This window comes from Mycobacterium sp. NPDC006124, from assembly GCF_040614235.1.
GTDB lineage: Bacteria > Actinomycetota > Actinomycetes > Mycobacteriales > Mycobacteriaceae > Mycobacterium.
In genome coordinates this window covers 63,423-88,779 of the sequence record NZ_JBEXUA010000013.1, presented here as the reverse complement: position 1 = coordinate 88,779, position 25,357 = coordinate 63,423, and the positions used below count along the sequence as shown (strand labels likewise).

Sequence of the window (25,357 nt, the reverse complement as noted above, 5' to 3'; positions counted from 1 at the left end):
TGTTGGGGGCGATGGCACGGGGTAGACCTCTCCGATGGGATGGGATTGGGGACTGAAGGGCCAGTTTAGGCACGCCGTGACACCACCCCGGCGGTATGGTTCCGACATGTCCATGGCCTCCGCCGACGACCCGTCGGGCAGCGGATTCGGCGTCGAAGTGGTGTCCACCGGTCTGCATGCCAGCGGCTTCGGCCGCGTCGGAGACGGTCGCAGCTTCTCGTTCCAAGTCGACCGGCGACACCTCACCGTCGAGGTGTACCGGCCACGGCTTCGCGGTCCGGTCCCGGTCGAGGAGGACGTCGTGGCGGCGGCCACCCGCAGCCTCGAACACGTCGACGTCGGCGACGAACGCAGCCTCACGGCGGCCGTCCGAGACGCCGTCAACGACGCCCAGCCGGTGCCGCGCACCGTTCGCTGAGGCCACGCCGCGCGGTACGGTCTTCGGCGTGATGGAGATGTCGTGGCTGCAGGTCGTCGTGCTGTCGGTGGTCCAGGGGCTGACGGAGTTCCTGCCGGTGTCGTCATCCGGGCACCTGGCCATCGTCTCGCAGCTGTTCTTCGCCGACGACGCCGGCGCGTCCTTCACCGCGGTCAGTCAGCTGGGTACCGAACTCGCGGTACTGATCTACTTCGCCAAGGACATCGGCCGCATCGTCGTGGCCTGGTTCGGGGGGTTGCGCGACCCGTCGCGCCGCACGTCGGACTACTGGCTGGGGTGGTGGGTCATCATCGGCACCGTCCCCATCGGCGCGGCGGGGTTGATCTTCAAGCACTTCATCCGTGACGACGTTCGCAACCTGTGGGTCATCGCAACGGCACTCGTCGTGTTCTCCGCGGTGATCGCCGCCGCCGAGTACTTCGGCAAGCAGACCCGCCCCATCGAACGGTTCACCTGGAAGGACAGCATCGTGATCGGCGTGTCCCAGTGCCTGGCGCTGATCCCCGGGGTGTCGCGGTCGGGGGCCACCATCAGCGCCGGACTGTTCCTGGGGCAGCAGCGTGAGGCGGCGGCCCGGTTCGGCTTCCTGCTGGCCATCCCCGCCGTGCTGGCCTCGGGTCTGTACTCCCTGCCCGATGCGTTCCATCCCGACGGCCGCGGCATGAGCGCCTCCGGGCCGCAGCTGGTGGTCTCGGTGGCCATCGCGTTCGTGGTGGGCCTCGCTGCAGTGTCCTGGTTCCTCAAATTCCTGGTGCGCCACGGCATGTACTGGTTCGTGGGCTACCGGGTCATCCTCGGGGTGACCCTGCTGGTCCTGCTCGGCACCGGCACAGTGGCGGCGCAGTGAGATGACCGTCATCCTCCTGCGCCACGGCCGCTCCACCTCCAACACCGCCCACACCCTGGCCGGTCGATCCGAGGGCGTCGACCTCGACGACAAGGGTCGCGAACAAGCCGATGCGGTCGTCGCCCGCGTGGCGGACCTCCCGATCAAGGCGATCGTGCGCTCCCCGCTTCTGCGCTGTGAGCGAACGGTCGCGCCGCTGGCCGCCGCCCTCGGACTGCAACCCGTCGTCGACGATCGGCTCTCGGAAGTCGACTACGGCGCCTGGACCGGGTCCAAGATCGCCGACCTGGTCAAGGAGCCGCTGTGGGCGGTGGTCCAGCAGCAGCCCAGCGCCGCGGTGTTCCCCGACGGCGAGGGGCTCGCGCAGGTTCAGGCCCGGGCGGTCGCGGCGATCCGCGATCATGACCGCACCCTCGCCGAGCAGCACGAAGGCGACGTTCTGTGGATCGCCTGCACGCACGGCGACGTGATCAAGTCGGTCATCGCCGACGCGGTCGGCAGCCATCTGGACAGCTTCCAGCGCATCACCGCCGACCCGGCGTCGATGAGCGTCATCCGGTACACCGCGATGCGCCCATTCGTGCTCCACGTCAACCACACCGGCCCCGCGCTGACCTCCGCGCTGCTGGCCAAACCCGAGCCCTCGGGGGACGCGGTGGTGGGCGGTTCCACCGACTGACGGGCCCGCCCACACGCTCCGCGTCGCCGTTCGAATTACGGATGGGGTGGCTATACCGGTATTTTGGAAGGGGCCATGACCCGTTCGATTCACGTCTTCCGCTCACCCGACCGCTTCGTGGCCGGGACGGTCGGGCAACCTGGCGACCGGACGTTCTACCTCCAGGCCGTGCACGACGAACGCGTCGTGTCGGTGATCTTGGAGAAGCAACAGGTGGCGGTGCTCGCCGAACGGATCGCCGCCCTCCTGCTGGAGATCAACCGCCGCTTCGGCACCCCGGTGCCCCCGGAGACGGACGAGGTCGAGGATCTCAGCCCGCTGATCACGCCGGTCGACGCGGAGTTCCGCGTGGGGACGATGGGTCTGGGCTGGGACTCCGAGGCCGAGACGGTGGTGGTCGAACTGCTCGCCGTCTCCGAGACCGAGTTCGACGCGTCGGTGGTGCTCGACGACGCCGAGGACGGACCCGACGCGGTGCGGGTGTTCCTGACGCCGGAGTCGGCGCGGGAGTTCGCGGCGCGGTCCAATCGCGTGATCTCCGCGGGTCGGCCGCCGTGCCCACTGTGCGACGAACCGCTGGACCCCGCAGGACACATCTGCGTGCGTACCAACGGTTACCGACGAGGCATGCTGGCGGAATCCGACGATGACGCCGAATTCTGAGCGCAGTGCCGGTGACCGCGCAGGTGACGACGAGGTCCTCCGCTCCGGCGCGCTGACGGTCCTCGGGCGCATCCGATCGGCGAGCAACGCGACGTTCCTCTGCGAGGCGAACCTGGACGAGCAGATCGTCCATTGCGTGTACAAGCCCGTCGCAGGGGAGGCTCCGCTGTGGGACTTTCCCGACGGGACACTGGCGGGCCGTGAGGTGTCGGCCTATCTGGTTTCTGCCGTGCTCGGGTGGAACGTGGTGCCGCACACCGTCGTTCGTGACGGGCCTGCCGGTCGCGGGATGGTGCAGCGGTGGGTCGACCAACCCGGTGACGTGCTGGACGAGACGGAGGTCGCCGACGACCCCGACGCCGGTCCCGACCTGGTCGACCTGTTGCCCGCCGGTGAGATACCACCCGGCTTCCTACCGGTGCTGCAGGCCTACGACTACGCGGGCGACGAGGTCACCCTGGTGCACGCCGACGACGCGAGGCTCAAACGGATGGCGGTCTTCGACGTCATCATCAACAACGCCGACCGCAAGGGTGGGCACATCCTGGCCGGCGTCGACGGTGGCGTCTACGGCGTCGACCACGGCGTGAGCTTCCACACCGAGGACAAACTGCGCACGGTGCTGTGGGGCTGGGCCGGCAAGCCCGTCGAGGACGACGCGCTGCGCGACATCGCCTGCCTGCGGGACGCCCTGCTGGGTGATCTGGACCAGACGCTGCGCCCGCACGTCACCAATCGGGAGATCGACGCGCTCTACGCCAGAACCGTTGGTCTGCTGCAGAACCCGGTCATGCCGTCGCCGGATCAGCGCAGGCCGATCCCATGGCCGGCATTTTGACCTCCGTGTTCTACGCTCGTCGTCATGACTGATCACGATCACGCCGCCGCCGGCAGGGAGATCGCCGACGCCCTCCAGAAGGCGCTCGACCGCCGCCACGAGGTGCTCGACGCGATCGTCGAGGCCGGCGACCGCGCGGCCGCCGTCAAAGCCATCTCCGCGCTGCTCGACACCTCGTCCACGGGTGGCGAGGCCGTGATGACCATCTCGTTCGACCAGCTCACCCGCGACTCGCGGCGCAAGATCGCCGACGAGCTCGAGGATCTCAACAAGCAGCTGACCTTCACCCTCGGTGAGCGGCCCGCCAGCTCGGGGGAGAGCCTGTCGCTGCGGACCTTCTCCCGTGACGCCGACCGCGACCTCTTCGTCGCCCGGACCTCCGACGTCGGCGCCACCGGCGACGGCTCCGGTAGGCCCGCGGGCAACATCGACGACGAACTCGACGCGGCGCTGCGTCGCGTCTCCAACGAGGACGCCGTCTGGTTCGTCGCCGAGGAGGGGGCGGACAAGGTCGGAATGGTCTTCGGTGAGCTCGTCGGCGGCGAGGTCAACGTCCGGGTCTGGATCCATCCCGAGCACCGGCACCGCGGCTTCGGCACCGCCGCCCTGCGTCGTTGCCGCTCGGAGATGGCGGCCTACTTCCCGGCGGTGCCGATGGTGGTGCGCGCTCCCGGCGCCACGCCCAAGTAGGACCCGATTAGTCCCCCCATCAGCGATGCGGCGCTCGCCGCGGAAGTGGCCGAGGAGGCCGGCCGGATGTTGGTGGCGCTGCGCGCCGACATCGGCTTCGAGGACTACTACCACCTCGGCGACGCCGGCGACCGGACCGCCAACACGCTGATCCTGGACCGGCTTCACGAGCACCGGCCCGACGACGCCGTCCTGTCCGAAGAGGCGGCCGACGACTTGTCGCGCCTCGGTGCCGACCGGGTGTGGATCGTCGACCCGGTCGACGGCACCCGGGAGTTCTCGACCCCGGGGCGCACCGACTGGGCGGTGCACATCGCGCTGTGGCAGCGAGACGCGGGACCGCACGGCGCCATCACCGATGCCGTGGTGGGGCTGCCCGCCCTCGGCGAGGTCTACCGCAGCGACGCCGTACCGCCGCCACCGCCGCGCCAACCGGGACCCATCCGCATCGCGACCAGCCGCAGCCGGCCGCCCACGGTGCTGTGGTGGCTGCGGGATTTGCTCGACGTCGAACTGGTCGGCATTGGCTCGGCCGGGGCCAAGGCGATGGCCGTCGTCCGCGGCGACGTCGACGCGTACGTCCACGCCGGCGGGCAGTGGGAGTGGGACTCGGCGGCCCCGGCGGGCGTGGTCGTGGCGGCCGGTCTGCACGCGTCGCGTCTGGACGGCGCGCCGCTGCGGTACAACCGCCCCGACCCGTATCTGCCGGACTTCGTGATGTGCCGCCCGGAGCTGGCCGCCACTCTGCTCGAGGCGATCCGGTCGATCTTCTAGGGGCCTCGGGAATGGATCGGTGCCGTCGGTTGTCGCATCCATGGACAACCACCGTCGGAGGCCGAACTGAACGCAACCCCTAGAGTCGGTGCCATGCAATCGTGGCCTGCGCCGACCGTTCCGCAGCTCACCGGTGTGGGAACGCCGTTGCGCCTCTTCGACAGTGCCGACGGACAGGTGCGTCCCGTCGCTGCCGGCGAGACGGCCACGATGTACGTCTGCGGCATCACCCCGTATGACGCGACCCACCTGGGTCACGCGGCGACGTACCTGACCTTCGACCTGGTCTACCGGTCGTGGTTGGACGCCGGTCACCGGGTGCACTACGTCCAGAACGTCACCGACGTCGACGACCCGTTGTTCGAGCGGGCGGAACGCGACGGCATCGATTGGCGCGAGCTCGGGGCCCGGGAGACCCAGCTGTTCCGCGAGGACATGGCGGCGCTGCGGGTGCTGCCACCGCAGGACTACGTGGCCGCCACGGACGCGATCACCGAGGTGATCGAGCTGGTGGAGAAACTGCTCGCCGACGGGGCGGCGTACGTGGTGGAGGACGCCGAATTTCCCGACGTCTACTTCCGCGCCGACGCGACCACCCAGTTCGGGTACGAGTCGGGCTACGACCGCGAGACCATGCTGCGGCTCTTCGGCGAACGCGGCGGCGACCCCGACCGTGCGGGCAAGGGTGACGCGCTCGACGCCCTGCTGTGGCGGGCGGAGCGTCCCGGCGAGCCCAGCTGGCCGTCGCCGTTCGGTCCCGGCCGCCCGGGCTGGCACGTCGAGTGTGCCGCGATCGCCCTGGACCGCATCGGCACCGGCCTCGACGTGCAGGGTGGCGGCAGCGACCTGATCTTCCCGCACCACGAGTTCTCCGCCGCCCATGCCGAATCGGCAACGGGGGAACGGCGATTCGCAAGGCACTACGTGCACGCCGGCATGATCGGCCTCGACGGCCACAAGATGAGCAAGAGCCGCGGCAACCTGGTTCTGGTCTCGACGTTACGCGCCGAGGGCGTCGACCCCGCCGCCATCCGGCTGGGGCTGCTGGCGGGGCACTACCGCGCCGACCGCACTTGGAGTGACGCGGTGCTCGCCGACGCCAAGGACCGCTTGGCCCGCTGGCGCGCTGCCGCGGCGCTGCCCGCCGGTCCGGATGCCACCGACGTGGTCGACCGGGTCCGCCGGTACCTCGCCGACGACCTCGACACCCCCAAGGCGCTTGCCGCCGTGGACGGTTGGGTCGTCGACGCCACGGAATACGGCGGCGAGGACGCCTCGGCGCCCGGCCGGGTCGCCGCGGCCGTCGACGCGCTCCTCGGGATCGCGCTCTAACCACGAGGTACCTTCCGCGCATGGGTTCGGTGGACGGCAAGGTCGTGTTCATCACCGGTGGCGCGGCCGGCGTCGGAGCGGAGGTCGCCCGCCGACTGCACGCCAGGGGCGCCCGGTTGGTCCTCACTGACGTCGACGCAGAAGCACTCGACCGGTTCGCCGCCACGCTCGGGGGTGACCGGGTGCTCACCGTCGCAGCCGACGTGCGCGATCTGGCCGCGATGCAGGCCGCCGCCGCTCGGGCGGTGGAGCGCTTCGGCGGCGTCGACGCCGTGGTGGCCAACGCCGGCATCGCCAGCTACGGATCGGTGCTGCAGGTCGACCCCCTGGCGTTCAAGCGGTTGCTCGAGATCAACGTCCTCGGGGTGTTCCACACCGTCCGGGCCACCCTGCCGTCGATCATCGAACGCCGGGGCTACGTGCTCGTCGTGTCCTCACTGGCGGCCTTCACCGCCGCACCGGGCCTGGCGCCGTACAACGCCAGCAAGGCCGCCGTCGAGCAGTTCGCCAACGCGCTGCGGCTCGAGGTGGCCCACCACGGCGTGGACGTCGGCTCGGCCCACATGTCCTGGGTGGACACGGCGATGGTGCGGGACACCAAGACCGATCTGACGACGTTCGCCGAGATGCTCTCCAAACTGCCCTACCCGCTCAACGTCACCACCTCGGTCGAGAAGTGCGGCGCCGCGTTCGTCACGGGCATCGAGAAGCGCAAGACCCGGGTCTACTGCCCCGGCTGGGTGGGCGTGCTGGGATGGGTTAAGCCCATCTTCTCCACCCGTCTCGGCGAGGCTCCCATCCGCCGCGTGGTGCCCGACCTGCTGCCGCGGATGGACGCCGAGGTGGTGGCCCTCGGGCGTTCGACGAGCGCCCAGTCCGAGCGAACCCGCGGCTCCAGCTAGGGCGTGGCCTGCCGATATTGGGCCTGCGCGGGCGTACCGTGTGGTCCACCATGGCGCGCCCACTGACCGACGCAGAGCTCGTCGGTGAACTCGAACCCGTCGTCGACGCCGGGCTCAACCAGCACTTCGCCGCCACCAAGGACTGGGCGCCACACGACTACGTGCCGTGGTCCGACGGTGCCAACTACGCGGCGCTGGGTGGGACGGCGTGGGAACCGGAGCGTTCGCCGCTGTCGGAACTGGCCCGCATCGCGATGGTCACCAACCTGCTGACCGAGGACAACCTGCCGTCCTATCACCGCGCCGTCGCCGGCTACTTCACCCTCGACGACGCGTGGGGCGCGTGGGTCAACAGGTGGACCCTCGAGGAGAACCGGCACGGCATCGCGCTGCGCGACTACCTGGTGGTCACCAGGGCCGTCGACCCCGTGGACCTCGAGATCGCCCGGATGCAGCAGGTCACCGCCGGGTTCAGCCCGGGACAACAGGGTCAGGGCGACGTCGCACCGGAGTCGTTCCTCGACGCCGCCGCGTACGTCACCTTTCAGGAACTGGCCACCCGGGTCTCGCACCGCAACACGGGCAAGGCCTGCGCGGAACCGGTCGCCGACGCGTTGCTCAAGCGCATCGCCTTCGACGAGAACCTGCACATGATCTTCTACCGCGGGTTGACGGGTGCGGCCCTGGATCTGACGCCCGACCGCGCCATGCAGTCCATCACCCGGATCCTGCTGAACTTCGCGATGCCCGGCTTCTCGATCCCCAACTTCCGGCGCAACGCGGTGAAGATGGCGGTCGGCGGCATCTACGACGCGCGTCAGCACCTCGACGAGGTGGTGTTGCCGGTGCTGCGCAAGTGGCGGATCTTCGAACGCACCGACTTCGGCCCCGAGGGTGAATGCGCCCGTGACGAGCTGGGCGCGTTCGTCGAGAAGCTCGCCGCGGAGGCGGCCAAGTTCGAGGCCGCCAAGGACAGGTACCTCGAGCGCGCGGCACGTCGCGCCGACCACGACACGGCGACCGCGCTGGTCTGACCCGCTATCCCCGGTAGCCCGGCCCGCGGCGCCGCAGATACCGCTCGAACTCGGCGGCCAACGCGTCGCCGTCGATCTTGCCGAGCGCCTCGGTCATGTCGACCTCGGCGTCGCCACGCTCCTCGAGGGACTGGACGTATTCGGCGATCTCGTCGTCGTCGGCGGTCATCTCGGTGACGGCCTGCTCCCACTCCTCGGCCTGGATCGGCAGGTCGGCCAGCGGCACCTCGATGTCCAGGACGTCCTCGACCCGGCGCAGCAACGCCACCGTCGCCTTCGGGTTCGGTGGTTGCGACACGTAGTGCGGCACCGCGGCCCAGAACGTGACCGCGGGGATGCCGGCGGCCACGCAGGCGTCCTGGAAGACACCGGCAATGCCGGTCGGACCCTCGTAGCGCGTCTCCTCCAAACCGAAGAACTTGGCCGACTCGGGTGAGTACGCGGCGCCGGAGACGGGCACCGGCCGGGTGTGCGGCGTGTCGGCCAGGAGTGCGCCCAGGATCACGACGGTGTCGACGTTGAGCTTCTCGGCGATGGCCAGCAACTCCGCACAGAACGTGCGCCAGCGCATGTTGGGCTCCACCCCGTGCATGAGGACGATGTCTCGGTTGCTGCCGGGCGGGCGGCAGTGCGAAATGCGCATCGAGGGCCACACCAGCTCGCGGGTCACGCCGTCGATCTGGCGGATCACCGGGCGATTCACCTGGTAGTCGTAATAGGACTCGTCGTCGATCTCGACGATGGTGTCGGCTTCCCAGATCACGTCGAGGTGCTCGAGGGCGTCACTGGCCGCGTCACCGGCGTCGTTCCAGCCTTCGAAGGCTGCCACGATGATGGTGTCCTGCAGGTTGGGCAGGTCTGTCACCAGGCCAGCGTAAGCCCTGCCCGGCGACCGCGAGCGCCATCACCGGGCGGGTCGTCGTCCGGATCGGCGTGATCCGGCGCCGCGAAATACCCTCGCCGGCACTGTCGTTACCCTGGGTAACCAAGACCACGGAACTGGGCGTCCGGCCGTCGCGAACACGACGACGTAGACTTGTTCGGTCGAGAGGCGTTGCAACGGTTGCCGGAGGACCCGGGCGGACTGACACAGTCCCGGAAGTCCACCCCGCATCCGCCACGCTCGGCAGAGCTAAGGACGCCTTCCGCTACGGAAGGAATGTACGTGGGGTCCTCTGAGCCGATCGCAGAGCCGCAAGTCTTCGAGCCGAACATCCGTCCCGACTGCACCGACGAACTGACCGCTGCGCTCAACCAGCGGATCATGGTCATCGACGGCGCCATGGGCACCGCAATCCAGCGCGACCGGCCCGACGAGGCCGGCTACCGCGGTGACCGGTTCACCGAGTGGCCGACCTCGCTTCAGGGCAACAACGACCTGCTGACGCTGACGCAGCCGCAGATCATCGAGGGCATCCACCGCGAGTACCTCGAGGCCGGCGCGGACATCCTGGAGACCAACACGTTCAACGCGAACGCGGTCTCGCTGTCCGACTACGACATGGCCGACCTGGCCTACGAGCTGAACTTCGCCGGCGCCGCCCTTGCCCGCAAGGCCGCCGATGAGTTCAGCACCCCGGACAAGCCCCGCTACGTCGCCGGCGCGCTGGGCCCGACGACCCGCACCGCGTCGATCTCCCCGGACGTCAACGATCCCGGCGCCCGCAACGTCTCCTACGACCAACTGGTCGCCGCCTACCTCGAGGCCGTCAACGGTCTGGTCGACGGTGGCGCCGACCTGCTGATCATCGAGACGATCTTCGATTCGCTCAACGCCAAGGCCGCGGTGTTCGCCGTGGAGACCCTCTTCGAGCAGCGCGACCGCCGTTGGCCTCTGATCATCTCCGGCACCATCACCGACGCGTCGGGTCGCACGCTGTCCGGTCAGGTCACCGAGGCGTTCTGGAACGCGATCCGGCACGCCAGGCCGCTGGCCGTGGGCCTCAACTGCGCCCTTGGCGCCCCCGAGATGAGGCCCTACATCGCCGAGGTGGCCCGCATCGCCGACACATTCGTGTCCTGCTATCCCAATGCGGGTCTGCCCAACGCCTTCGGTGAGTACGACGAGGATCCGGAGCATCAGGCCGGTTACATCGCCGAATTCGCCGAGGCCGGCCTGGTCAACCTGGTCGGCGGCTGCTGCGGCACGACGCCGGAGCACATCGCCGAGATCGCCAGGGTCGTCGAGGGCAAGCCCCGGCGCGAGCTGCCGACGATCCCCGTGGCCACCCGGCTCTCGGGTCTCGAGCCGCTCAACATCACCGACGACTCGCTGTTCGTCAACATCGGCGAGCGCACCAACATCACCGGGTCGGCCCGGTTCCGCAACCTGATCAAGGCAGAGGACTACGACACCGCCCTGTCGGTTGCGCTGCAGCAGGTCGAGGTCGGCGCGCAGGTCATCGACATCAACATGGACGAGGGCATGATCGACGGCGTCGCCGCGATGGACCGGTTCACCAAGTTGATCGCCGCCGAACCGGACATCAGCCGGGTCCCGGTGATGATCGACTCCTCCAAGTGGGAGGTCATCGAGGCTGGCCTGAAGAACGTCCAGGGCAAGCCCATCGTCAACTCGATCTCCATGAAGGAGGGCGAGGAGAAGTTCGTCCGCGAGGCCCGGCTGTGCCGCAAGTACGGCGCGGCCGTGGTCGTCATGGCCTTCGACGAGCAGGGCCAGGCCGACGACTTGGAGCGCCGCAAGGAGATCTGCGGGCGCGCCTACCGGATCCTGACCGAGGAGGTCGGGTTCCCGGCCGAGGACATCATCTTCGACCCGAACTGCTTCGCGCTGGCCACTGGCATCGAGGAGCACGCCACCTACGGCATCGACTTCATCGAGGCCTGCGCGTGGATCAAGGAGAACCTGCCCGGGGTGCACATCTCCGGCGGCATCTCCAACGTGTCGTTCTCCTTCCGCGGCAACAACCCCGTGCGCGAGGCCATCCACGCGGTGTTCTTGTTCCACGCCATCAAGGCCGGCCTGGACATGGGCATCGTCAACGCCGGCGCACTGGTGCCGTATGACTCGATCGACCCCGAACTACGGGACCGCATCGAGGACGTCGTGCTCAACCGGCGCGAGGACGCGGCCGAACGCCTGCTGGAGATCGCCGAGCGGTTCAACAGCACGGACAAGGCCGACGATCCGGTCGCGGCCGAATGGCGGTCGCTCCCGGTCCGGGAGCGCATCACCCACGCCCTGGTGAAGGGCATCGACGCCAACGTCGACGACGACACCGAGGAGTTGCGGGCTGAGATCGAGGCCGCCGGCGGCCGCCCGATCGAGGTGATCGAGGGTCCGCTGATGGACGGCATGAACGTCGTCGGCGACCTGTTCGGTGCGGGCAAGATGTTCCTGCCCCAGGTGGTGAAGTCGGCTCGGGTGATGAAGAAGGCCGTGGCCTACCTGCTGCCCTACATCGAGGCGGAAAAAGCCGCACTGCTGCCCGGGGACGGGGCGAGCGAAGCGACGGGGAATGTTCAAGCCGCCAAGAAGGACACCAACGGCACGATCATCATGGCGACCGTGAAGGGCGACGTCCACGACATCGGCAAGAACATCGTCGGAGTCGTGTTGCAGTGCAACAACTTCGAGGTCATCGACCTCGGAGTGATGGTGCCTGCGCAGAAGATCCTCGACGCAGCCAAGGAGCACGACGCCGACATCATCGGGCTCTCCGGCCTGATCACGCCGTCGCTGGACGAGATGGTCAACTTCGCCGTCGAGATGGAGCGCGCGGGCCTGGAGATTCCGCTGCTGATCGGTGGTGCGACGACATCGCGGGCCCATACGGCGGTGAAGGTCGCGCCGCGACGCAAGGGCCCGGTGGTCTGGGTCAAGGACGCCTCCCGGTCGGTGCCGGTGGCCGCCGCACTGCTCGACGACAAGCAGCGGCCCGGTCTGCTCGAGGCCACCGAGAAGGACTACGCGTCGTTGCGCGAACGGCACGCCCAGAAGGGCGAGCGCAAGATGCTCACGCTGGAGAAGGCCCGGGCGAACCGCACGCCGATCGAATGGGACGGCTACACCCCGCCCGTGCCGGCCCAAGGCCTCGGCATCCGAGAGTTCCTGGACTACGACTTCGCCGAATTGCGGGAGTACATCGACTGGCAACCGTTCTTCAACGCCTGGGAGATGAAGGGTCGCTTCCCCGACATCCTGAACAACCCGGTCTCCGGTGAGACGGCGCGCAAGCTCTACGAGGATGCCCAGGAGATGCTGGACACCATGATCAAGGAGAAGTGGCTGACCGCCAACGGCGTGATCGGCTTCTTCCCGGCGAATGCGGTCGGCGACGACGTCGAGGTCTACACCGACGAGTCCCGCGGCACGGTGCTGACCAAGTTGTTCAACCTGCGGCAGCAGGGCGAGCACCGCGCCGGGATCCCCAACCGGTCCCTGGGTGACTTCGTCGCGCCCAAGACGACGGGCCTGGCCGACTACGTCGGGGCCTTCGCCGTCACCACCGGACTCGGCAGCCACGTCAAGATCGAGGAGTTCAAGGCCGCCCACGACGACTACAACGCGATCCTGCTGGAGTCGCTCGCCGACCGTCTCGCCGAGGCCTTCGCCGAACGGATGCATCAGCGAGTCCGCAAGGAGTTCTGGGGCTTTCAGCCCGACGAGCAGCTCGACAACGCCGATCTCATCGGTGAGAAGTACGTCGGCATCCGCCCCGCCCCGGGCTACCCGGCCTGCCCCGAGCACACCGAGAAGTCGACGCTGTGGGAGTTGCTGGACGTCAAGGAGCGCACCGGCATAGAGCTGACCGAGTCGATGGCGATGTGGCCCGGCGCGGCGGTCAGCGGCTGGTACTTCTCGCACCCGCAGTCGCAGTACTTCGTGGTGGGTCGGCTGGCCCAGGACCAGGTCGCCGACTACGCCAAGCGCAAGGGGTGGACGTTACCGGAGGCCGAGCGTTGGCTCGCGCCCAATCTCGGCTACAACCCGGAGGACTGACCGATGCCCCATGAGCTGAGGGCCGTCCTGTGGGACATGGACGGTACCCTCGTCGACTCCGAGAAGCTGTGGGACGTCTCGCTTCAGGCGTTGTACGTGCGCCTCGGCGGGGTGCTCAGCCAGGAGGTTCGGGACACGACGGTCGGCAGTTCGGCAGACGGGCTGATGCGGATCGTGTACAGCGATCTGGGTCTCGAACAGGACCCGGCGGCGATGGCGGACTCCTCGGATTGGTTGCACGACTACACCGGAGAGCTCTTCGAGCAAGGCCTGACGTGGTTGCCCGGGGCGCGGGAGACACTCGACGCGTTGACCGCTGCAGGCGTGCCGATGGCGCTGGTCACCAACACGCGTCGTGAGCTCACGGAGCGTGCGCTGAAGAGCATTGGCAGTCATTACTTCTCGGCATCGGTGTGCGGTGACGAGGTCGAGCACGCCAAGCCCGCGCCGGACCCGTATCTGCGGGCGGCGCAGTTGCTGGGCGTCGACCCGGCCGAGTGCCTGGCCATCGAGGACTCGGTGACCGGGTCGGCGGCTGCCGAGGCGGCCGGTTGCCCAGTGCTGGTCGTGCCCAACGACGTCGAGGTGCCCAAGGGTCCACGGCGCCGGCACGTGACGTCGTTGACCAAGGTCGACGTGGACGCCCTGAGGGCGGTTCACCGCGACCTGGACAGTCGGCTCGGCGCCCCCGTCACCGGCTGAACCCGGCCGCCGGGGGTTTGGCGCGCCGCCCTTCGGGATACCGCCGAATGGCTCACCCGATTGTCCTATCGTGGTGTGACAGGTATCACGCAGCGCTGCGAAAGGAACTCCCATGGCTGGTCAGGGTCCCCCGGTATCCGACGGGCCGTCGGCGATCTCGGACGAAGACTTCTCCTCCGGTGGCACGGCGGTCCGCATCGCCGGCGTCGCAGCACTTGGCGGTCTGCTGTTCGGTTACGACAGTGCCGTCATCAACGGCGCGGTCAAGTCGATCGAGGAGCAGTTCCAGGTCGGTTCGATCGAGTTGGGGTTCGCCGTCGCGTCGGCGCTCCTCGGTGCCGCGGTCGGCGCGATGACGGCGGGCCGCATCGCCGACAAGATCGGCCGCATCGCGGTGATGAAGATCGCCGCGGTGCTGTTCTTCATCAGTGCCATCGGGACGGCGTTCGCGCCCGAGGTCATCACACTCGTGGTCTTCCGCGTCATCGGCGGCATCGGAGTCGGGGTCGCGTCGGTGATCGCACCCGCCTACATCGCGGAGACGTCGCCGCCCCGGATCCGGGGCAGGCTGGGTTCGCTGCAGCAGTTGGCGATCGTGTTGGGCATCTTCCTGTCCTTCGCCGTCAACACGCTGTTGCAGACGATCGCGGGGGGTGCCAGCAAGGACCTGTGGTTCGGCCTGGAGGCCTGGCGGTGGATGTTCCTGGTGATGATGGTGCCCGCGATCGTCTACGGCGTGCTGTCCTTCACGATTCCGGAGTCGCCGCGTTATCTCGTTGCCAGCCACAAGATCCCGGAAGCGCGCCGGGTGCTCAACCTGCTGCTCGGTGAAAAGAACCTCGAGATCACCATCGATCGCATCAAGGAAACCCTCGAGCGCGAGGACAAGCCGTCCTGGAAGGACATGCGCAAGCCGGGCGGCGGCGTCCTCAGCTTCTACGGCATCGTCTGGGTGGGTCTCGGGTTGTCGGTCTTCCAGCAATTCGTCGGCATCAACGTGATCTTCTACTACTCGAACGTGCTGTGGCAGGCGGTCGGCTTCAGCGAATCCGAGGCAGCGTGGTCGACCGTGATCACGTCGGTGATCAACGTGGCGACGACGCTCATCGCCATCGCCCTGATCGACAAGATCGGCCGCAAACCGTTGCTGCTCATCGGTTCTACCGGCATGGCCGTCACCCTGCTGACGATGTCCGTCATCTTCGCCAACGCCACGGTGGGAGCCGACGGTGTCCCGGCCCTCCCCGAGGGCACCGACATCATCGCGTTGATCGCGGCGAACCTGTTCGTCGTCGCCTTCGGAATGTCGTGGGGCCCGGTGGTCTGGGTGCTGCTCGGCGAGATGTTCCCCAACCGCATCCGCGCTGCCGCACTCGGGCTCGCCGCGGCCGGGCAGTGGGTGGCCAACTGGTTGATCACCGTGTCGTTCCCCGAACTGCGGAGCCACCTTGGCCTGGCGTACGGCTTCTACGGTCTGTGTGCGGTGCTGTCGGGACTGTTCGTGTGGAAGTGGGTCATGGAGACCAAGGGCGTCTCGCTGGAGGACATGCACGGCGCAATCGTCGCTGCGGAGAAACCCGCGAAGACCGCCTGAGACCGCTCGGCGGCAAACCGCCGTGACTTCACGAACGTTGACGTGGAACAATCGCCTGCCGTGAAGACCTTCGACGCGCTGTTCGCCGAACTCAGCGAGCGCGCGCAGACCCGTCCCGCCGGCAGTGGCACCGTCAAGGCCTTGGACGGCGGCGTGCACGGGCTGGGCAAGAAGATCCTCGAGGAGGCCGGCGAGGTGTGGCTGGCCGCCGAGCACGAGGGTGACGACGCGCTGGCGGGGGAGATCAGCCAACTCCTCTACTGGACACAGGTGCTGATGATCTCCCGGGGTCTGACCCTCGACGACGTCTACGCCAAGTTATGACCGGTTCTCTTCGCGTCGCCGTCCCCAACAAGGGCGCCCTCAGCGAGTCGGCGGCCGAGATCCTCTCCGAGGCCGGGTACCGCCGTCGGCGCGACCCCAAGGACCTGACCGTCGTCGACCCGGAGAACAACGTCGAGTTCTTCTTCCTGCGGCCCAAGGACATCGCGATCTACGTCGGATCCGGTGAGCTCGACTTCGGCATCACCGGGCGTGACCTCGCCCGGGAATCCGACGCGCCCGTCCAGGAACGGTTGGCGCTGGGCTTCGGCTCGTCGAGCTTTCGCTACGCCGCGCCCGCCGGATCCGCCTGGACCGTGGCGGGGCTCGCGGGCAAGCGCATCGCCACCGCGTACCCCAATCTGGTGCGAAAGGACCTGGCCGCCAGGGGGATCGACGCGACCGTCATCCGTCTCGACGGGGCCGTGGAGATCTCGGTGCAGCTCGGCGTCGCCGACGTCATCGCCGACATCGTGGGAACGGGCCGCACCCTCGGCCTGCATGGTCTGGCGGCCTTTGGCGAGCCGCTGTGCGACTCGGAGGCGATCCTCATCGAACGCGCCGACGCGGACCCGGCGACGGCGCCGGCCCGCGACCAGCTCGCCGGGCGGGTTCAGGGCGTGGTGTTCGGCCAGCAGTACCTGATGCTCGACTATGACTGTCCACGAACGGTTTTGGATCAGGCCACGGCCGTCACCCCCGGGCTCGAGTCGCCGACCATCGCGCCGCTGGCCGATCCGGCGTGGGTTGCGGTGCGTGCGCTGGTGCCGCGGCGGACGGTCAACGCCATCATGGACGAATTGGCGGCGATCGGCGCGAAGGCGATCTTGGCCTCGGACATAAGGTTCTGCCGCTTCTGAGCATTCAGTGTTAGCTTTCCAGCCATGACGCAAGTCCTGGTGATCGTGTTGGCCATCCTGATCGGTGTCGTCGCCGGGCTTCGTGCGCTGACTCCGCCCGCGATGGTCGCCTGGGGCGCGCTGCTGGGTTGGCTTCCCGTCGAGGGCACCTGGGCACAATGGGTGGGCCATCCCGTCACCGTTGCGGTGCTCACCGTCTTGCTGGTCGTCGAGCTGATCACCGACCAGCTACCCAAGACCCCCAGCCGCACCGTGCCTGTGCAGTTCATCGCGCGCCTGCTGACGGGCGCCTTCGCAGGTGCCGTCATCGGCGCGGGCACCCACCACACCATCCTCGGCATCGGCGCGGGGATGATCGGCGCGGTGCTCGGCACGCTCGGCGGCTTCCAGGCCCGCAGCAGCCTGGTCACCCGCAACGGGGGACGAGACCTGCCCATCGCAGTCACCGAGGACGCCATCGCGGTGCTCGGCGGCCTCGCCGTCGTCGCCCTCGCGTCGGCCGCGTTCTGAAGGGGCCCGCCATGACGACGAAGTACGACGCCATCATCGTCGGTGCGGGACAGGCCGGACCGCCGCTGGCGGGCCGGCTGACCGCAGCGGGACAGACGGTGGCGGTGATCGAACGCAAGCTGGTCGGCGGCACGTGCGTCAACACCGGATGCATCCCGACGAAGACGCTGGTGGCCAGCGCGCACGTCGCGCACTCCGCGCGCCGCAGTGCGGAGTACGGGATCACCACCGGCGACGTCGTCGTCGACATGGCCCGGGTGAAGGCGCGCAAGGACCAGATCAGCCGGGGCGACCGCGAGGGTCTCGAGTCCTGGCTCGAGGGCATGGACGGCTGCACCCTCGTCCGCGGCCACGCCCGCTTCGAGGGGCCCCACACCATCCGGGTCGACGACGAGGTGCTCGAGGCCGACCGCATCTTCCTCAACGTGGGCGGTCGTGCGACCGCGCCGCCGATCCCGGGCCTCGACGACGTCGACTACCTCACCAACGTCGGCATCCTCGAACTCGACGCCGTGCCCGAGCATCTGGTGATCATCGGCGGCAGCTACATCGGGTTGGAGTTCGCCCAGATGTACCGTCGCTTCGGTGCCCGCGTCACCGTCGTCGAGCGGGGTCCGAGGGTGACCGCCCGCGAGGACGAGGACGTGTCGGCCGCGATCCAGGAGATCCTGGAGGGCGAGGGCGTCGAGGTCCACGTCGGCGCCACGGACATGCGAATCGTGGCCCAGCCAAATGGATTCCACCTGTTCCCGCGAGACGGCGCGGACCCCGTCTCCGGCAGCCACCTGCTGGTGGCCACCGGCCGCCGACCCAACACCGACGACCTCGGACTCGACGCCGCCGGGATCGAGACCGACGAGCGCGGGTACGTCGTGGTCGACGATCAACTCCGCACGAACGTCGACGGGGTGTGGGCGATGGGGGATTGCAACGGCAAGGGTGCCTTCACGCACACCTCGTACAACGACTTCGAGATCGTGGCGGCCAACGTGCTCGACGACGACCCGCGCCGGGTCAGTGACCGGGTGCCGACCTACGCCCTGTACGTCGACCCTCCGCTGGGGCGCGCGGGTATGTCGACCGACGAGGTTCGCAGGTCGGGACGCAAGGCGCTGGTGGGCAAGCGGCCCATGACCAAGGTGGGCCGCGCCGTGGAGAAGGGCGAGACGCGCGGCTTCATGAAGGTCGTGGTCGACGCCGAGACCCAGGAGATCCTCGGTGCGTCGATCCTCGGGGTCGGCGGTGACGAGGTGATCCAGGACATCCTGGACGTGATGACCGCCAAGCTGCCCTACACGGCGATCTCACGGACGATGCACATTCATCCGACGGTCAGCGAGCTGCTGCCGACGATGCTGCAGGAGCTGACCCCGCTGCAGTGAACGCGCTCAGCGCGGGATGACCAACAACGTCTGCGCCGACGTGCCGATGAATCCGTCGCGGTCGAAGATCTCGGCGGTGGTCACGCCGATGCCGTCGGGGCCGATCGATCCGCGGGCCCGCAGGCCGAAGTCGGTGCCGCGGGGAAGACGGTGCAGGTGCACCGCGGTGTCGGTGTTCATGAAGGTGTACCGAGCCGGATCCAGTTGTGCACCAACGCCATTGGCCGAGTCGACCACCATGGTCATCCGCTGCAGGTCGGTGACGGGTTCGTCCTCGACCAGCGACACCAGCGGGCGCAGCCAGGCCACCGCCGCGCCGTCGTCACCCTGGGCCTGGCGTCGCCAGCTCACCGACTCCAGGTAACCGGGTGCGCCCGCCCAGCCGTGCGCGTCGGTCGCAGGTTCGCCCTCGGCGATCGGCGGATGGCGGTCGAAGGCGACCGCGGCGGTGTCACCGACCGCGAGCAACCAGGCCGACAGGGTGGCCACGGCTCGCCAACTGCCGTCCGGGCGTTGGGCGGACATCTCGGCCTGGTGCAACGAGATTCGCGAACCTGGCCGCTGCACCCAGGAACGCACCCGCACCGGGGCGACCGGAATGGCGCCGAGGATGTCGAGGAGCAACCGGCCTACTCGCTGCCCGGATCCCGCGGCCTGATCCTCGATCAACCGGCTCATCAAGGCCAACGGCGGCGACCCGTGCTGGATCGTCGGGTCCCAGTTGCTCGCCGTGAGGGCCGTGCTGTCGAAGAGATGAGCGCCGCCGTCGGAGTCGAGTCGTCGGTAGTAGCAGTCGGTCACGCCGCCGGCTCCGCGGGCTCGGTGCCGCTGGGCCAGCCGGGATACGGCGGCGGCGTGCCGCCGAAGGTCGGACAGTGCGCGTGGTGGGCGCACCAATCGCACATCCGCGACGGCTTGGGCAGGAAGTCGCCGGTCGCGCCGATGGTCTGAATGGCCTGCCACATCGCCATCAGGGTCTTCTCGAAGCGCACCAGTTCGTCGAGATCGGGCGTGTAGTCCAAGACTTGGCCGTCGGCGAGGTACAACAGCCGGAGCCGGGCGGGCAGCACACCGCGCGAGCGCAGCAGCGCCACGGCGTAGAACTTCATCTGGAACAGCGCCTTGGCCTCCGCGAGCTCCCGGGTGGCCGACGGCGCCCTACCGGTCTTGTAGTCCACCACCCGCAGCTCGCCGGTGGGGGCGACGTCGATGCGGTCGACGAACCCACGCAGCAGCGTGCCGTCGGACAGCTCGACCTCGACGCGCTGCTCGCAACTCTCGGGGTCGAACCGGGTCGGATCCTCCAGGCGGTAATAGCCCGACACCAGCGCACGGGCCTCGTCGAGGAGCTTGTCTCGCTCTGCCGGCTCCAGGTCCCCGGCCAACTCCGGGCGGGCCGCGGCCATCTCCTCCCAGGCCGGCTCGACCAACGTCATCGCCGTCCCGGGCACCCGGCTGGCCGCGGGCAGGGCGTAGAGCAGCTCCAGCGCGCCGTGGACCACCGTTCCACGGACCTGAGCGGGCGACGACGGCTCCGGCAGCCGGTCGATCGCGCGCAGCCGATACAGCAGCGGGCACTGCTTGAAGTCGCTGGCACGCGACGGCGACAGGGCAGGACGCCGGGTCGGTGCCGCCGCGTCCTCGCTCACGTACTGGTTCCTCTCCCCGGTCGCTGCGCTCCTGCCCACCGGACAGTGTCCCCGGTCGCTGCGCTCCTGCCCTCCGGAGCCTATGACGGCCCTCCGACAACCCCGCGCACCGGACCCGGCGGGTCTGCTGGCAGGCTGATCCGCTGTGAAACGCACCGGGCCGTTCGACGTCGGCGATCGTGTCCAGCTGACCGACGCGAAGGGCAAGCACTACACGATGGTGCTGACTCCCGGCGGCGAGTACCACACCCATCGTGGCGGCATCACCCACGACTCGGTGATCGGCCAGCCCGAGGGCAGCGTGGTCAAGTCCGCCAACGGCGACCCGTTCCTGGTGCTGCGTCCCCTTCTGATGGACTACGTCCTCTCGATGCCCCGCGGCGCGCAGGTGATCTACCCGAAGGACGCCGCGCAGATCGTGCACGAGGGCGACATCTTCCCGGGCGCACGCGTGCTGGAGGCCGGCGCCGGCTCGGGCGCGCTGACGTGCTCGCTGCTGCGGGCCGTCGGGCCCCAGGGGGCGGTGGTGTCCTACGAACTGCGCGAGGACCACGCCGAGCACGCCGAACGCAACGTCGTCACGTTCTACGGCGAGCGGCCGGCGAACTGGGACCTGCGCATCGCCGATCTGAACACCTACGACGGGCCGCAGGTCGACCGCGCGGTGCTCGACATGCTGGCGCCGTGGGAGGTGCTCGACGCGGTCGCCGGTGCGCTGGTGTCCGGCGGGGTGCTGATGGTCTACGTCGCGACGGTCACCCAGTTGTCGCGCATCGTCGAGGCGCTGCGGGAGCAGCTCTGCTGGACCGAGCCACGGGCGTGGGAGTCGTTGCAGCGTGGGTGGGACGTGGTCGGTCTGGCCGTGCGGCCGCAGCACTCGATGCGCGGCCACACCGCGTTCCTGGTCAGCGCCCGCAAGCTGGCACCCGGCACGATCACGCCTGCGCCATACCGCCGGAAACGGCCCGCCGTCTAACCCGGGGGTGGTGGCGGCGGTACCGGCGGCGGCGTCGCCCCGACCATCGGCAACAGTTGATCGGCCGTCCGCTTGCTGAGCTGCCAGGTGTCGCGAATCGGCACGAACTCCATGGGGAACGTGAACGGGCGTACCTGAGGGTTGGGCGTGCCGATGGTCACCGACGCGATGACGTGGCCAGGTTCACCCGCCCACCGGAGGTCGGCGGCGTCCACGGTCAGCGGGGTGAACCCGCTGGCGGCCAGTGCTTCGCCGAAGTTCTTCAGCGCGGGTTCGTCGTCGGTGGTGGCGTACTGCACCAGGGCGACCTTCTGCTCAGCGGGAATCGAAGTGTCGGCCAATTTGGAGAGCACGCCCGCCAGCTGATCCGGCGCCGGCAGCGGCGAGACCGTGGGCAGGGCCGGACGCATGGTGCCCATCGCCGGACCCGCGCTCTGCGTCGTCGCCGCGGGCGGTTCGTCGGCGCACCCACCAAGCCAGAGCGCCGCCACCAAGGTGACGGCGCTCAGGATGGAGACGTGGCTGCGGTGCACCTAGCCGTTCGAGGACAACAGCGCCAGGGCGGACTGCTTGGAGATCTGCCAGCCGGTGGGGCTCGGGCCGGCGACGAAGGTCACCGGCTCGGTCTTCGTGGCACCGGTGTTCGCGGTGGCCGTGACGTTCGCTGTGGCGACCGTGCCGTCGGAGTCGACGTCGGCGACGACGAAGCTCAGCGGGAAGTAGCCCTTCGCGGCTGCCTTGCCATACTCGCGATCGGCGGCGATGCCCTCGATGCGACCGAGGCCGCCCTCGATGTAGGTGCCCTTGGCGCCGGAGAAGGAACCACCGCCGGCCAGCCCGTTGAGGGTCTGCAGCAGAGGTGCCTGGAGGTCTGGTGCCGGGGCCTCGGGGAGCGGGATGCCCATGACCACGGGCTGGATGGCCGCCGTGGACGATGACGCGCCCGAACCTAGGCTCGATGCAACGGACGTCACACCACCCGCTGCTCCGGCTACGACGGCTGCTGCTGCCATGCCGGTAACGAGGGTTTTCAGGATCACGGCTGTCCTTTCGATCGGCCTAACTCATCAATGAGGCTAACAGTGTTGCTGGTGTGTCAGATTCCTACACCACACACAAAGACTGAATCGCCGGTAGCGTTGAAGGTGTTACTGCACCAACTTTCGGTGCGGGGAGGGGCGCAACATGAGTGAGTCAGAGCCCATGTCGAGCGGCGAAGCCGCCGAATTGGAAGAACTGCGCCGCGAAGCCGCCGCGCTTCGCGAGCAACTCGAACGTGCGGTTGGGACCGACAGCGGCCTGCGCAGCGCGCGCGACGTGCACCAACTCGAAGCCCGGATCGACTCCTTGGCGGCCCGCAACGCCAAGCTGATGGACACCCTCAAGGAAGCCCGTCAACAGTTGCTGGCCTTGCGCGAGGAAGTCGACCGGCTGGGTCAGCCGCCGAGCGGATACGGCGTTCTGCTGGGCACCCACTCCGACGATACGGTCGACGTGTTCACCTCCGGTCGCAAGATGCGGCTGACGTGCTCGCCGAACATCGAGGTGAAGGAACTCAAGCAGGGCCAGACGGTCCGGCTCAACGAGGCCCTCACCGTGGTCGAGGCAGGCACCTACGAGTCCGTCGGTGAGATCAGCACGCTGCGCGAGATCCTCGGCGACGGCCACCGCGCGCTCGTCGTGGGTCACGCCGACGAGGAGCGCATCGTCTGGCTGGCCGAACCGCTCGTCGCCGCGGAGTTCCTGCCCGACGTCGCCCTCGAGGACGGTGACGACGACTGGAAGCCCCGCAAGCTGCGCCCGGGTGACTCACTGTTGGTGGACACGAAGGCCGGATACGCCTTCGAGCGCATCCCCAAGGCCGAGGTCGAGGATCTCGTGCTCGAGGAGGTGCCGGACGTCAGCTACGAGGACATCGGTGGTTTGACCCGGCAGATCGAACAGATCCGCGACGCCGTCGAACTGCCGTTCCTGCACAAGGACCTCTACCGCGAATACTCGCTGCGGCCCCCGAAGGGCGTCTTGCTCTACGGGCCTCCCGGGTGCGGAAAGACCCTCATCGCCAAGGCCGTGGCCAACTCGCTGGCCAAGAAGATGGCCGAGGTGCGCGGCGAGGACGCCCGCGAGGCGAAGTCCTACTTCCTCAACATCAAGGGCCCGGAACTGCTGAACAAGTTCGTCGGCGAGACCGAGCGGCACATCCGCTTGATCTTCCAGCGGGCTCGCGAGAAGGCCTCCGAGGGCACTCCGGTCATCGTGTTCTTCGACGAGATGGACTCGATCTTCCGCACCCGCGGCACCGGCGTCAGCTCCGACGTCGAGACCACCGTCGTTCCGCAGCTGCTCAGTGAGATCGACGGCGTCGAGGGCCTGGAGAACGTCATCGTCATCGGTGCCTCCAACCGCGAGGACATGATCGACCCGGCGATCCTGCGGCCCGGTCGCCTGGACGTCAAGATCAAGATCGAGCGGCCGGACGCCGAGGCGGCCCAGGACATCTTCTCCAAGTACCTGACCGAGAATCTTCCGGTGCACGCCGACGATCTCGCCGAGTTCGGCGGAGACCGCGGCGCGTGCATCAAGGCGATGATCGAGAAGGTCGTCGACCGGATGTACGCCGAGGTCGACGAGAACCGGTTCCTCGAAGTCACCTACGCCAACGGTGACAAGGAAGTCATGTACTTCAAGGACTTCAACTCCGGCGCCATGATTCAGAACGTCGTGGACAAGGCGAAGAAGTTCGCGATCAAGTCGGTGCTCGAGACCGGACAGCACGGTCTGCGCATCCAGCACCTGCTCGACTCGATCGTCGACGAGTTCGCCGAGAACGAGGACCTGCCCAACACCACCAACCCGGACGACTGGGCCAGGATCTCGGGCAAGAAGGGCGAGCGGATCGTCTACATCCGCACGCTGGTCACCGGCAAGAGCAGCAGCGCCAGCCGTGCCATCGACACCGAGTCGAACCTGGGGCAGTACCTCTAGCAGAGGGGGCCGGTGAAGTCGTCGTCGGCGAGGTCAACGCGAAGATCGTAGGCCAGACTCCATGGCGAGGTAGGCGTCGCGACCCGCCAGGCTAACGGCGACGTCGGCGATCAACGGATCGAAGAAGCGCTGACGGTAGAGCGGGTCGACGCTCGTGCTGACGGTGAAGTACAGCCCGGAGAGCACCGCGACGAACAATGACATGTGCACCATCGTCTGCGGAACCGGGATGTGGATGCCGAACCACGTTCCCGCGCAGGGGGGTTGGCCCACCGCGCAGGTCTGCTCGGCCGACCACAGGACGGCGACGTCGTCGGGGACCGCGACGATGCCCAGCGCCAAGAAGAAGGCGAACAGGCCCGCGGTGAAGAACACCACCTGGATGGCCTGGGACACCACCATCACGGCGACGACGTTGATCTGCTCGGCGCGCGAGAGCGGGGTGCGGTCGATCTGCTCTCCCGCCGGTACGGCCAACGGCGTGCCGGCCAGCAGGCCGGCCTGGTCGGTCTCCTCGGCCCGGTCCTCGCGCAGCGCGCGTACCTCGTCGCGGATCGTCGTCACCACGAAGGCCAGCGCGACGACGGCGAAGAAGGCGATCACCTGCCACAACCGCTGGCGCGTCATGCGGGCGGCGAGCTGCCAGAGTTCGCCGGTGAAGTACACCACCACGGTCAGCATCAGCAGGGGCAGGGCGCGACTCATCAGGGTGCCCAGCGCGCCGAGTTGCACCCAGGCGAAGCGGAACGCCCAGGCCGCGATCGACCCGAATCCGAGGTAGGTCAGCCAGATCGCGAGCAGGGTGATGACGACGAATGCCGGCGCCTCGGCTGCCGCGGCGGCCGACCACCCGCTGACGGTCACCGGCATCACGACCACGAAGATCGCCATGACGACCAGGGCCGCCGTCCGCCGGCCCGTCTCGCCGCGAGTGCTGTCCAGGCGGTGCAGGAGATACAGCGCGAACGGGGCGGCGACCAGGACGAGGGCGATCACCCCGAGCCGAAGGGCGTAGCCGTAGTCGGGGGAGTCGCCGGTGACCTCGGCCAGCAGCATCGTCACCGCCGTGAGTGCGCCGACGCCGCTGACCATCGGTGCCGAGCGCTCGATCAGATGCCGTGAGCGCACCCGCCGGGTCAGCACCAGCGGCAGGCCACGATGCAGGAACCACTCGTGGACCTGCTGCATGTCGGGCACGGCAAACATTGTGATGGACT

Annotated in this window: 25 protein-coding genes; 19 read left to right on the top strand and 6 right to left on the bottom strand. The window is 68.6% G+C overall.

Annotated features, from left to right (window positions below):
* The first annotated feature begins 106 nt into the window (after positions 1-106).
* The 10 genes from ABZ195_RS22905 to ABZ195_RS22860 all read left to right on the top strand — a co-directional run bounded on the left by ABZ195_RS22905 (position 107) and on the right by ABZ195_RS22860 (position 8,198).
* Positions 107-418, top strand: coding sequence for a hypothetical protein (locus ABZ195_RS22905; protein WP_355221805.1), 312 nt, complete (start codon positions 107-109; stop codon positions 416-418).
* A 37-nt stretch (positions 419-455) separates the two neighbouring features.
* On the top strand, positions 456-1,286 hold the full coding sequence (locus tag ABZ195_RS22900; RefSeq protein WP_355221902.1) for an undecaprenyl-diphosphate phosphatase: 831 nt from the start codon (positions 456-458) through the stop codon (positions 1,284-1,286).
* 1 nt (position 1,287) lies between these two features.
* The gene (locus ABZ195_RS22895) at positions 1,288-1,965 is read left to right on the top strand and encodes a histidine phosphatase family protein (protein ID WP_355221803.1); all 678 of its coding nucleotides are present in this window, start codon (positions 1,288-1,290) and stop codon (positions 1,963-1,965) included.
* A 75-nt stretch (positions 1,966-2,040) separates the two neighbouring features.
* Positions 2,041-2,628, top strand: coding sequence for a DUF3090 domain-containing protein (locus ABZ195_RS22890; RefSeq protein WP_355221801.1), 588 nt, complete (start codon positions 2,041-2,043; stop codon positions 2,626-2,628).
* Entirely contained in the window at positions 2,612-3,466 is an 855-nt protein-coding gene (locus ABZ195_RS22885) for an SCO1664 family protein (protein WP_355221800.1), read from the top strand. The genes ABZ195_RS22890 and ABZ195_RS22885 overlap by 17 nt, the downstream gene beginning before the upstream one ends.
* 24 nt (positions 3,467-3,490) lie before the next feature.
* Complete coding sequence (locus ABZ195_RS22880; RefSeq protein WP_355221799.1) at positions 3,491-4,156, top strand: GNAT family N-acetyltransferase; 666 nt, start codon at positions 3,491-3,493, stop codon at positions 4,154-4,156.
* Between the two features lie 66 nt (positions 4,157-4,222).
* Positions 4,223-4,930 (top strand): 3'(2'),5'-bisphosphate nucleotidase CysQ, encoded by a 708-nt coding sequence (locus tag ABZ195_RS22875; protein ID WP_355221797.1) that lies wholly within the window; start codon positions 4,223-4,225, stop codon positions 4,928-4,930.
* 93 nt (positions 4,931-5,023) lie between these two features.
* Entirely contained in the window at positions 5,024-6,262 is a 1,239-nt protein-coding gene (gene mshC / locus ABZ195_RS22870; RefSeq protein WP_355221796.1) for a cysteine--1-D-myo-inosityl 2-amino-2-deoxy-alpha-D-glucopyranoside ligase, read from the top strand.
* Positions 6,263-6,282: 20 nt separating this feature from the next.
* On the top strand, positions 6,283-7,164 hold the full coding sequence (locus tag ABZ195_RS22865) for an SDR family oxidoreductase (protein WP_355221794.1): 882 nt from the start codon (positions 6,283-6,285) through the stop codon (positions 7,162-7,164).
* Between the two features lie 50 nt (positions 7,165-7,214).
* Positions 7,215-8,198, top strand: coding sequence for an acyl-ACP desaturase (locus ABZ195_RS22860; RefSeq protein ID WP_355221792.1), 984 nt, complete (start codon positions 7,215-7,217; stop codon positions 8,196-8,198).
* A gap of 4 nt (positions 8,199-8,202) precedes the next feature.
* Here the strand turns inward: ABZ195_RS22860 and ABZ195_RS22855 are convergent, their stop codons facing one another.
* A complete protein-coding gene (locus tag ABZ195_RS22855) occupies positions 8,203-9,066 on the bottom strand; it encodes a PAC2 family protein (RefSeq protein WP_355221900.1) in 864 nt (287 codons plus the stop codon).
* 291 nt (positions 9,067-9,357) lie between these two features.
* Between ABZ195_RS22855 and metH the strand changes: the two genes are divergently transcribed.
* The 7 genes from metH to ABZ195_RS22820 all read left to right on the top strand — a co-directional run bounded on the left by metH (position 9,358) and on the right by ABZ195_RS22820 (position 18,530).
* Positions 9,358-13,161 (top strand): methionine synthase, encoded by a 3,804-nt coding sequence (gene metH / locus ABZ195_RS22850; RefSeq protein ID WP_355221790.1) that lies wholly within the window; start codon positions 9,358-9,360, stop codon positions 13,159-13,161.
* 15 nt (positions 13,162-13,176) lie between these two features.
* Complete coding sequence (locus tag ABZ195_RS22845) at positions 13,177-13,863, top strand: HAD family hydrolase (protein WP_355221898.1); 687 nt, start codon at positions 13,177-13,179, stop codon at positions 13,861-13,863.
* Between the two features lie 112 nt (positions 13,864-13,975).
* Positions 13,976-15,457 carry a sugar porter family MFS transporter gene (locus ABZ195_RS22840; RefSeq protein WP_355221789.1) on the top strand — a complete coding sequence of 494 codons (1,482 nt, stop codon included), beginning with the start codon at positions 13,976-13,978 and terminating at the stop codon, positions 15,455-15,457.
* Positions 15,458-15,499: 42 nt separating this feature from the next.
* Positions 15,500-15,781 (top strand): phosphoribosyl-ATP diphosphatase, encoded by a 282-nt coding sequence (locus tag ABZ195_RS22835; protein ID WP_263998579.1) that lies wholly within the window; start codon positions 15,500-15,502, stop codon positions 15,779-15,781.
* The gene (gene hisG / locus ABZ195_RS22830; RefSeq protein ID WP_355221788.1) at positions 15,778-16,638 is read left to right on the top strand and encodes an ATP phosphoribosyltransferase; all 861 of its coding nucleotides are present in this window, start codon (positions 15,778-15,780) and stop codon (positions 16,636-16,638) included. The genes ABZ195_RS22835 and hisG overlap by 4 nt, the downstream gene beginning before the upstream one ends.
* A 24-nt stretch (positions 16,639-16,662) precedes the next feature.
* The gene (locus tag ABZ195_RS22825) at positions 16,663-17,148 is read left to right on the top strand and encodes a DUF4126 family protein (protein ID WP_355221787.1); all 486 of its coding nucleotides are present in this window, start codon (positions 16,663-16,665) and stop codon (positions 17,146-17,148) included.
* Between the two features lie 11 nt (positions 17,149-17,159).
* Positions 17,160-18,530 (top strand): FAD-containing oxidoreductase, encoded by a 1,371-nt coding sequence (locus ABZ195_RS22820; protein ID WP_355221785.1) that lies wholly within the window; start codon positions 17,160-17,162, stop codon positions 18,528-18,530.
* 6 nt (positions 18,531-18,536) lie between these two features.
* Here the strand turns inward: ABZ195_RS22820 and ABZ195_RS22815 are convergent, their stop codons facing one another.
* Entirely contained in the window at positions 18,537-19,331 is a 795-nt protein-coding gene (locus ABZ195_RS22815) for a thioesterase family protein (RefSeq protein WP_355221897.1), read from the bottom strand.
* A complete protein-coding gene (locus ABZ195_RS22810) occupies positions 19,328-20,179 on the bottom strand; it encodes a RecB family exonuclease (protein WP_355221783.1) in 852 nt (283 codons plus the stop codon). Before ABZ195_RS22810 ends, ABZ195_RS22815 begins: the two co-directional genes overlap by 4 nt.
* 145 nt (positions 20,180-20,324) lie before the next feature.
* On the opposite strand from ABZ195_RS22810, the gene ABZ195_RS22805 reads away from it, so the two are divergent.
* Positions 20,325-21,155, top strand: coding sequence for a tRNA (adenine-N1)-methyltransferase (locus tag ABZ195_RS22805; protein ID WP_355221782.1), 831 nt, complete (start codon positions 20,325-20,327; stop codon positions 21,153-21,155).
* On the opposite strand, the gene ABZ195_RS22800 is transcribed toward ABZ195_RS22805, so the two are convergent.
* Both ABZ195_RS22800 and ABZ195_RS22795 read right to left on the bottom strand, forming a co-directional pair.
* Positions 21,152-21,688 carry a hypothetical protein gene (locus ABZ195_RS22800; RefSeq protein ID WP_355221780.1) on the bottom strand — a complete coding sequence of 179 codons (537 nt, stop codon included), beginning with the start codon at positions 21,686-21,688 and terminating at the stop codon, positions 21,152-21,154. The two genes, ABZ195_RS22805 and ABZ195_RS22800, sit on opposite strands and share 4 nt — an antisense overlap.
* Positions 21,689-22,195, bottom strand: coding sequence for a hypothetical protein (locus tag ABZ195_RS22795; RefSeq protein ID WP_355221778.1), 507 nt, complete (start codon positions 22,193-22,195; stop codon positions 21,689-21,691).
* A 145-nt stretch (positions 22,196-22,340) separates the two neighbouring features.
* Here ABZ195_RS22795 and arc point away from each other — a divergent pair, with 145 nt between their 5' ends.
* A complete protein-coding gene (gene arc / locus ABZ195_RS22790) occupies positions 22,341-24,140 on the top strand; it encodes a proteasome ATPase (protein ID WP_355221776.1) in 1,800 nt (599 codons plus the stop codon).
* A gap of 33 nt (positions 24,141-24,173) precedes the next feature.
* Here arc and ABZ195_RS22785 read toward each other — a convergent pair whose 3' ends face one another.
* A complete protein-coding gene (locus ABZ195_RS22785) occupies positions 24,174-25,346 on the bottom strand; it encodes a hypothetical protein (RefSeq protein ID WP_355221775.1) in 1,173 nt (390 codons plus the stop codon).
* Positions 25,347-25,357 lie beyond the last annotated feature (11 nt).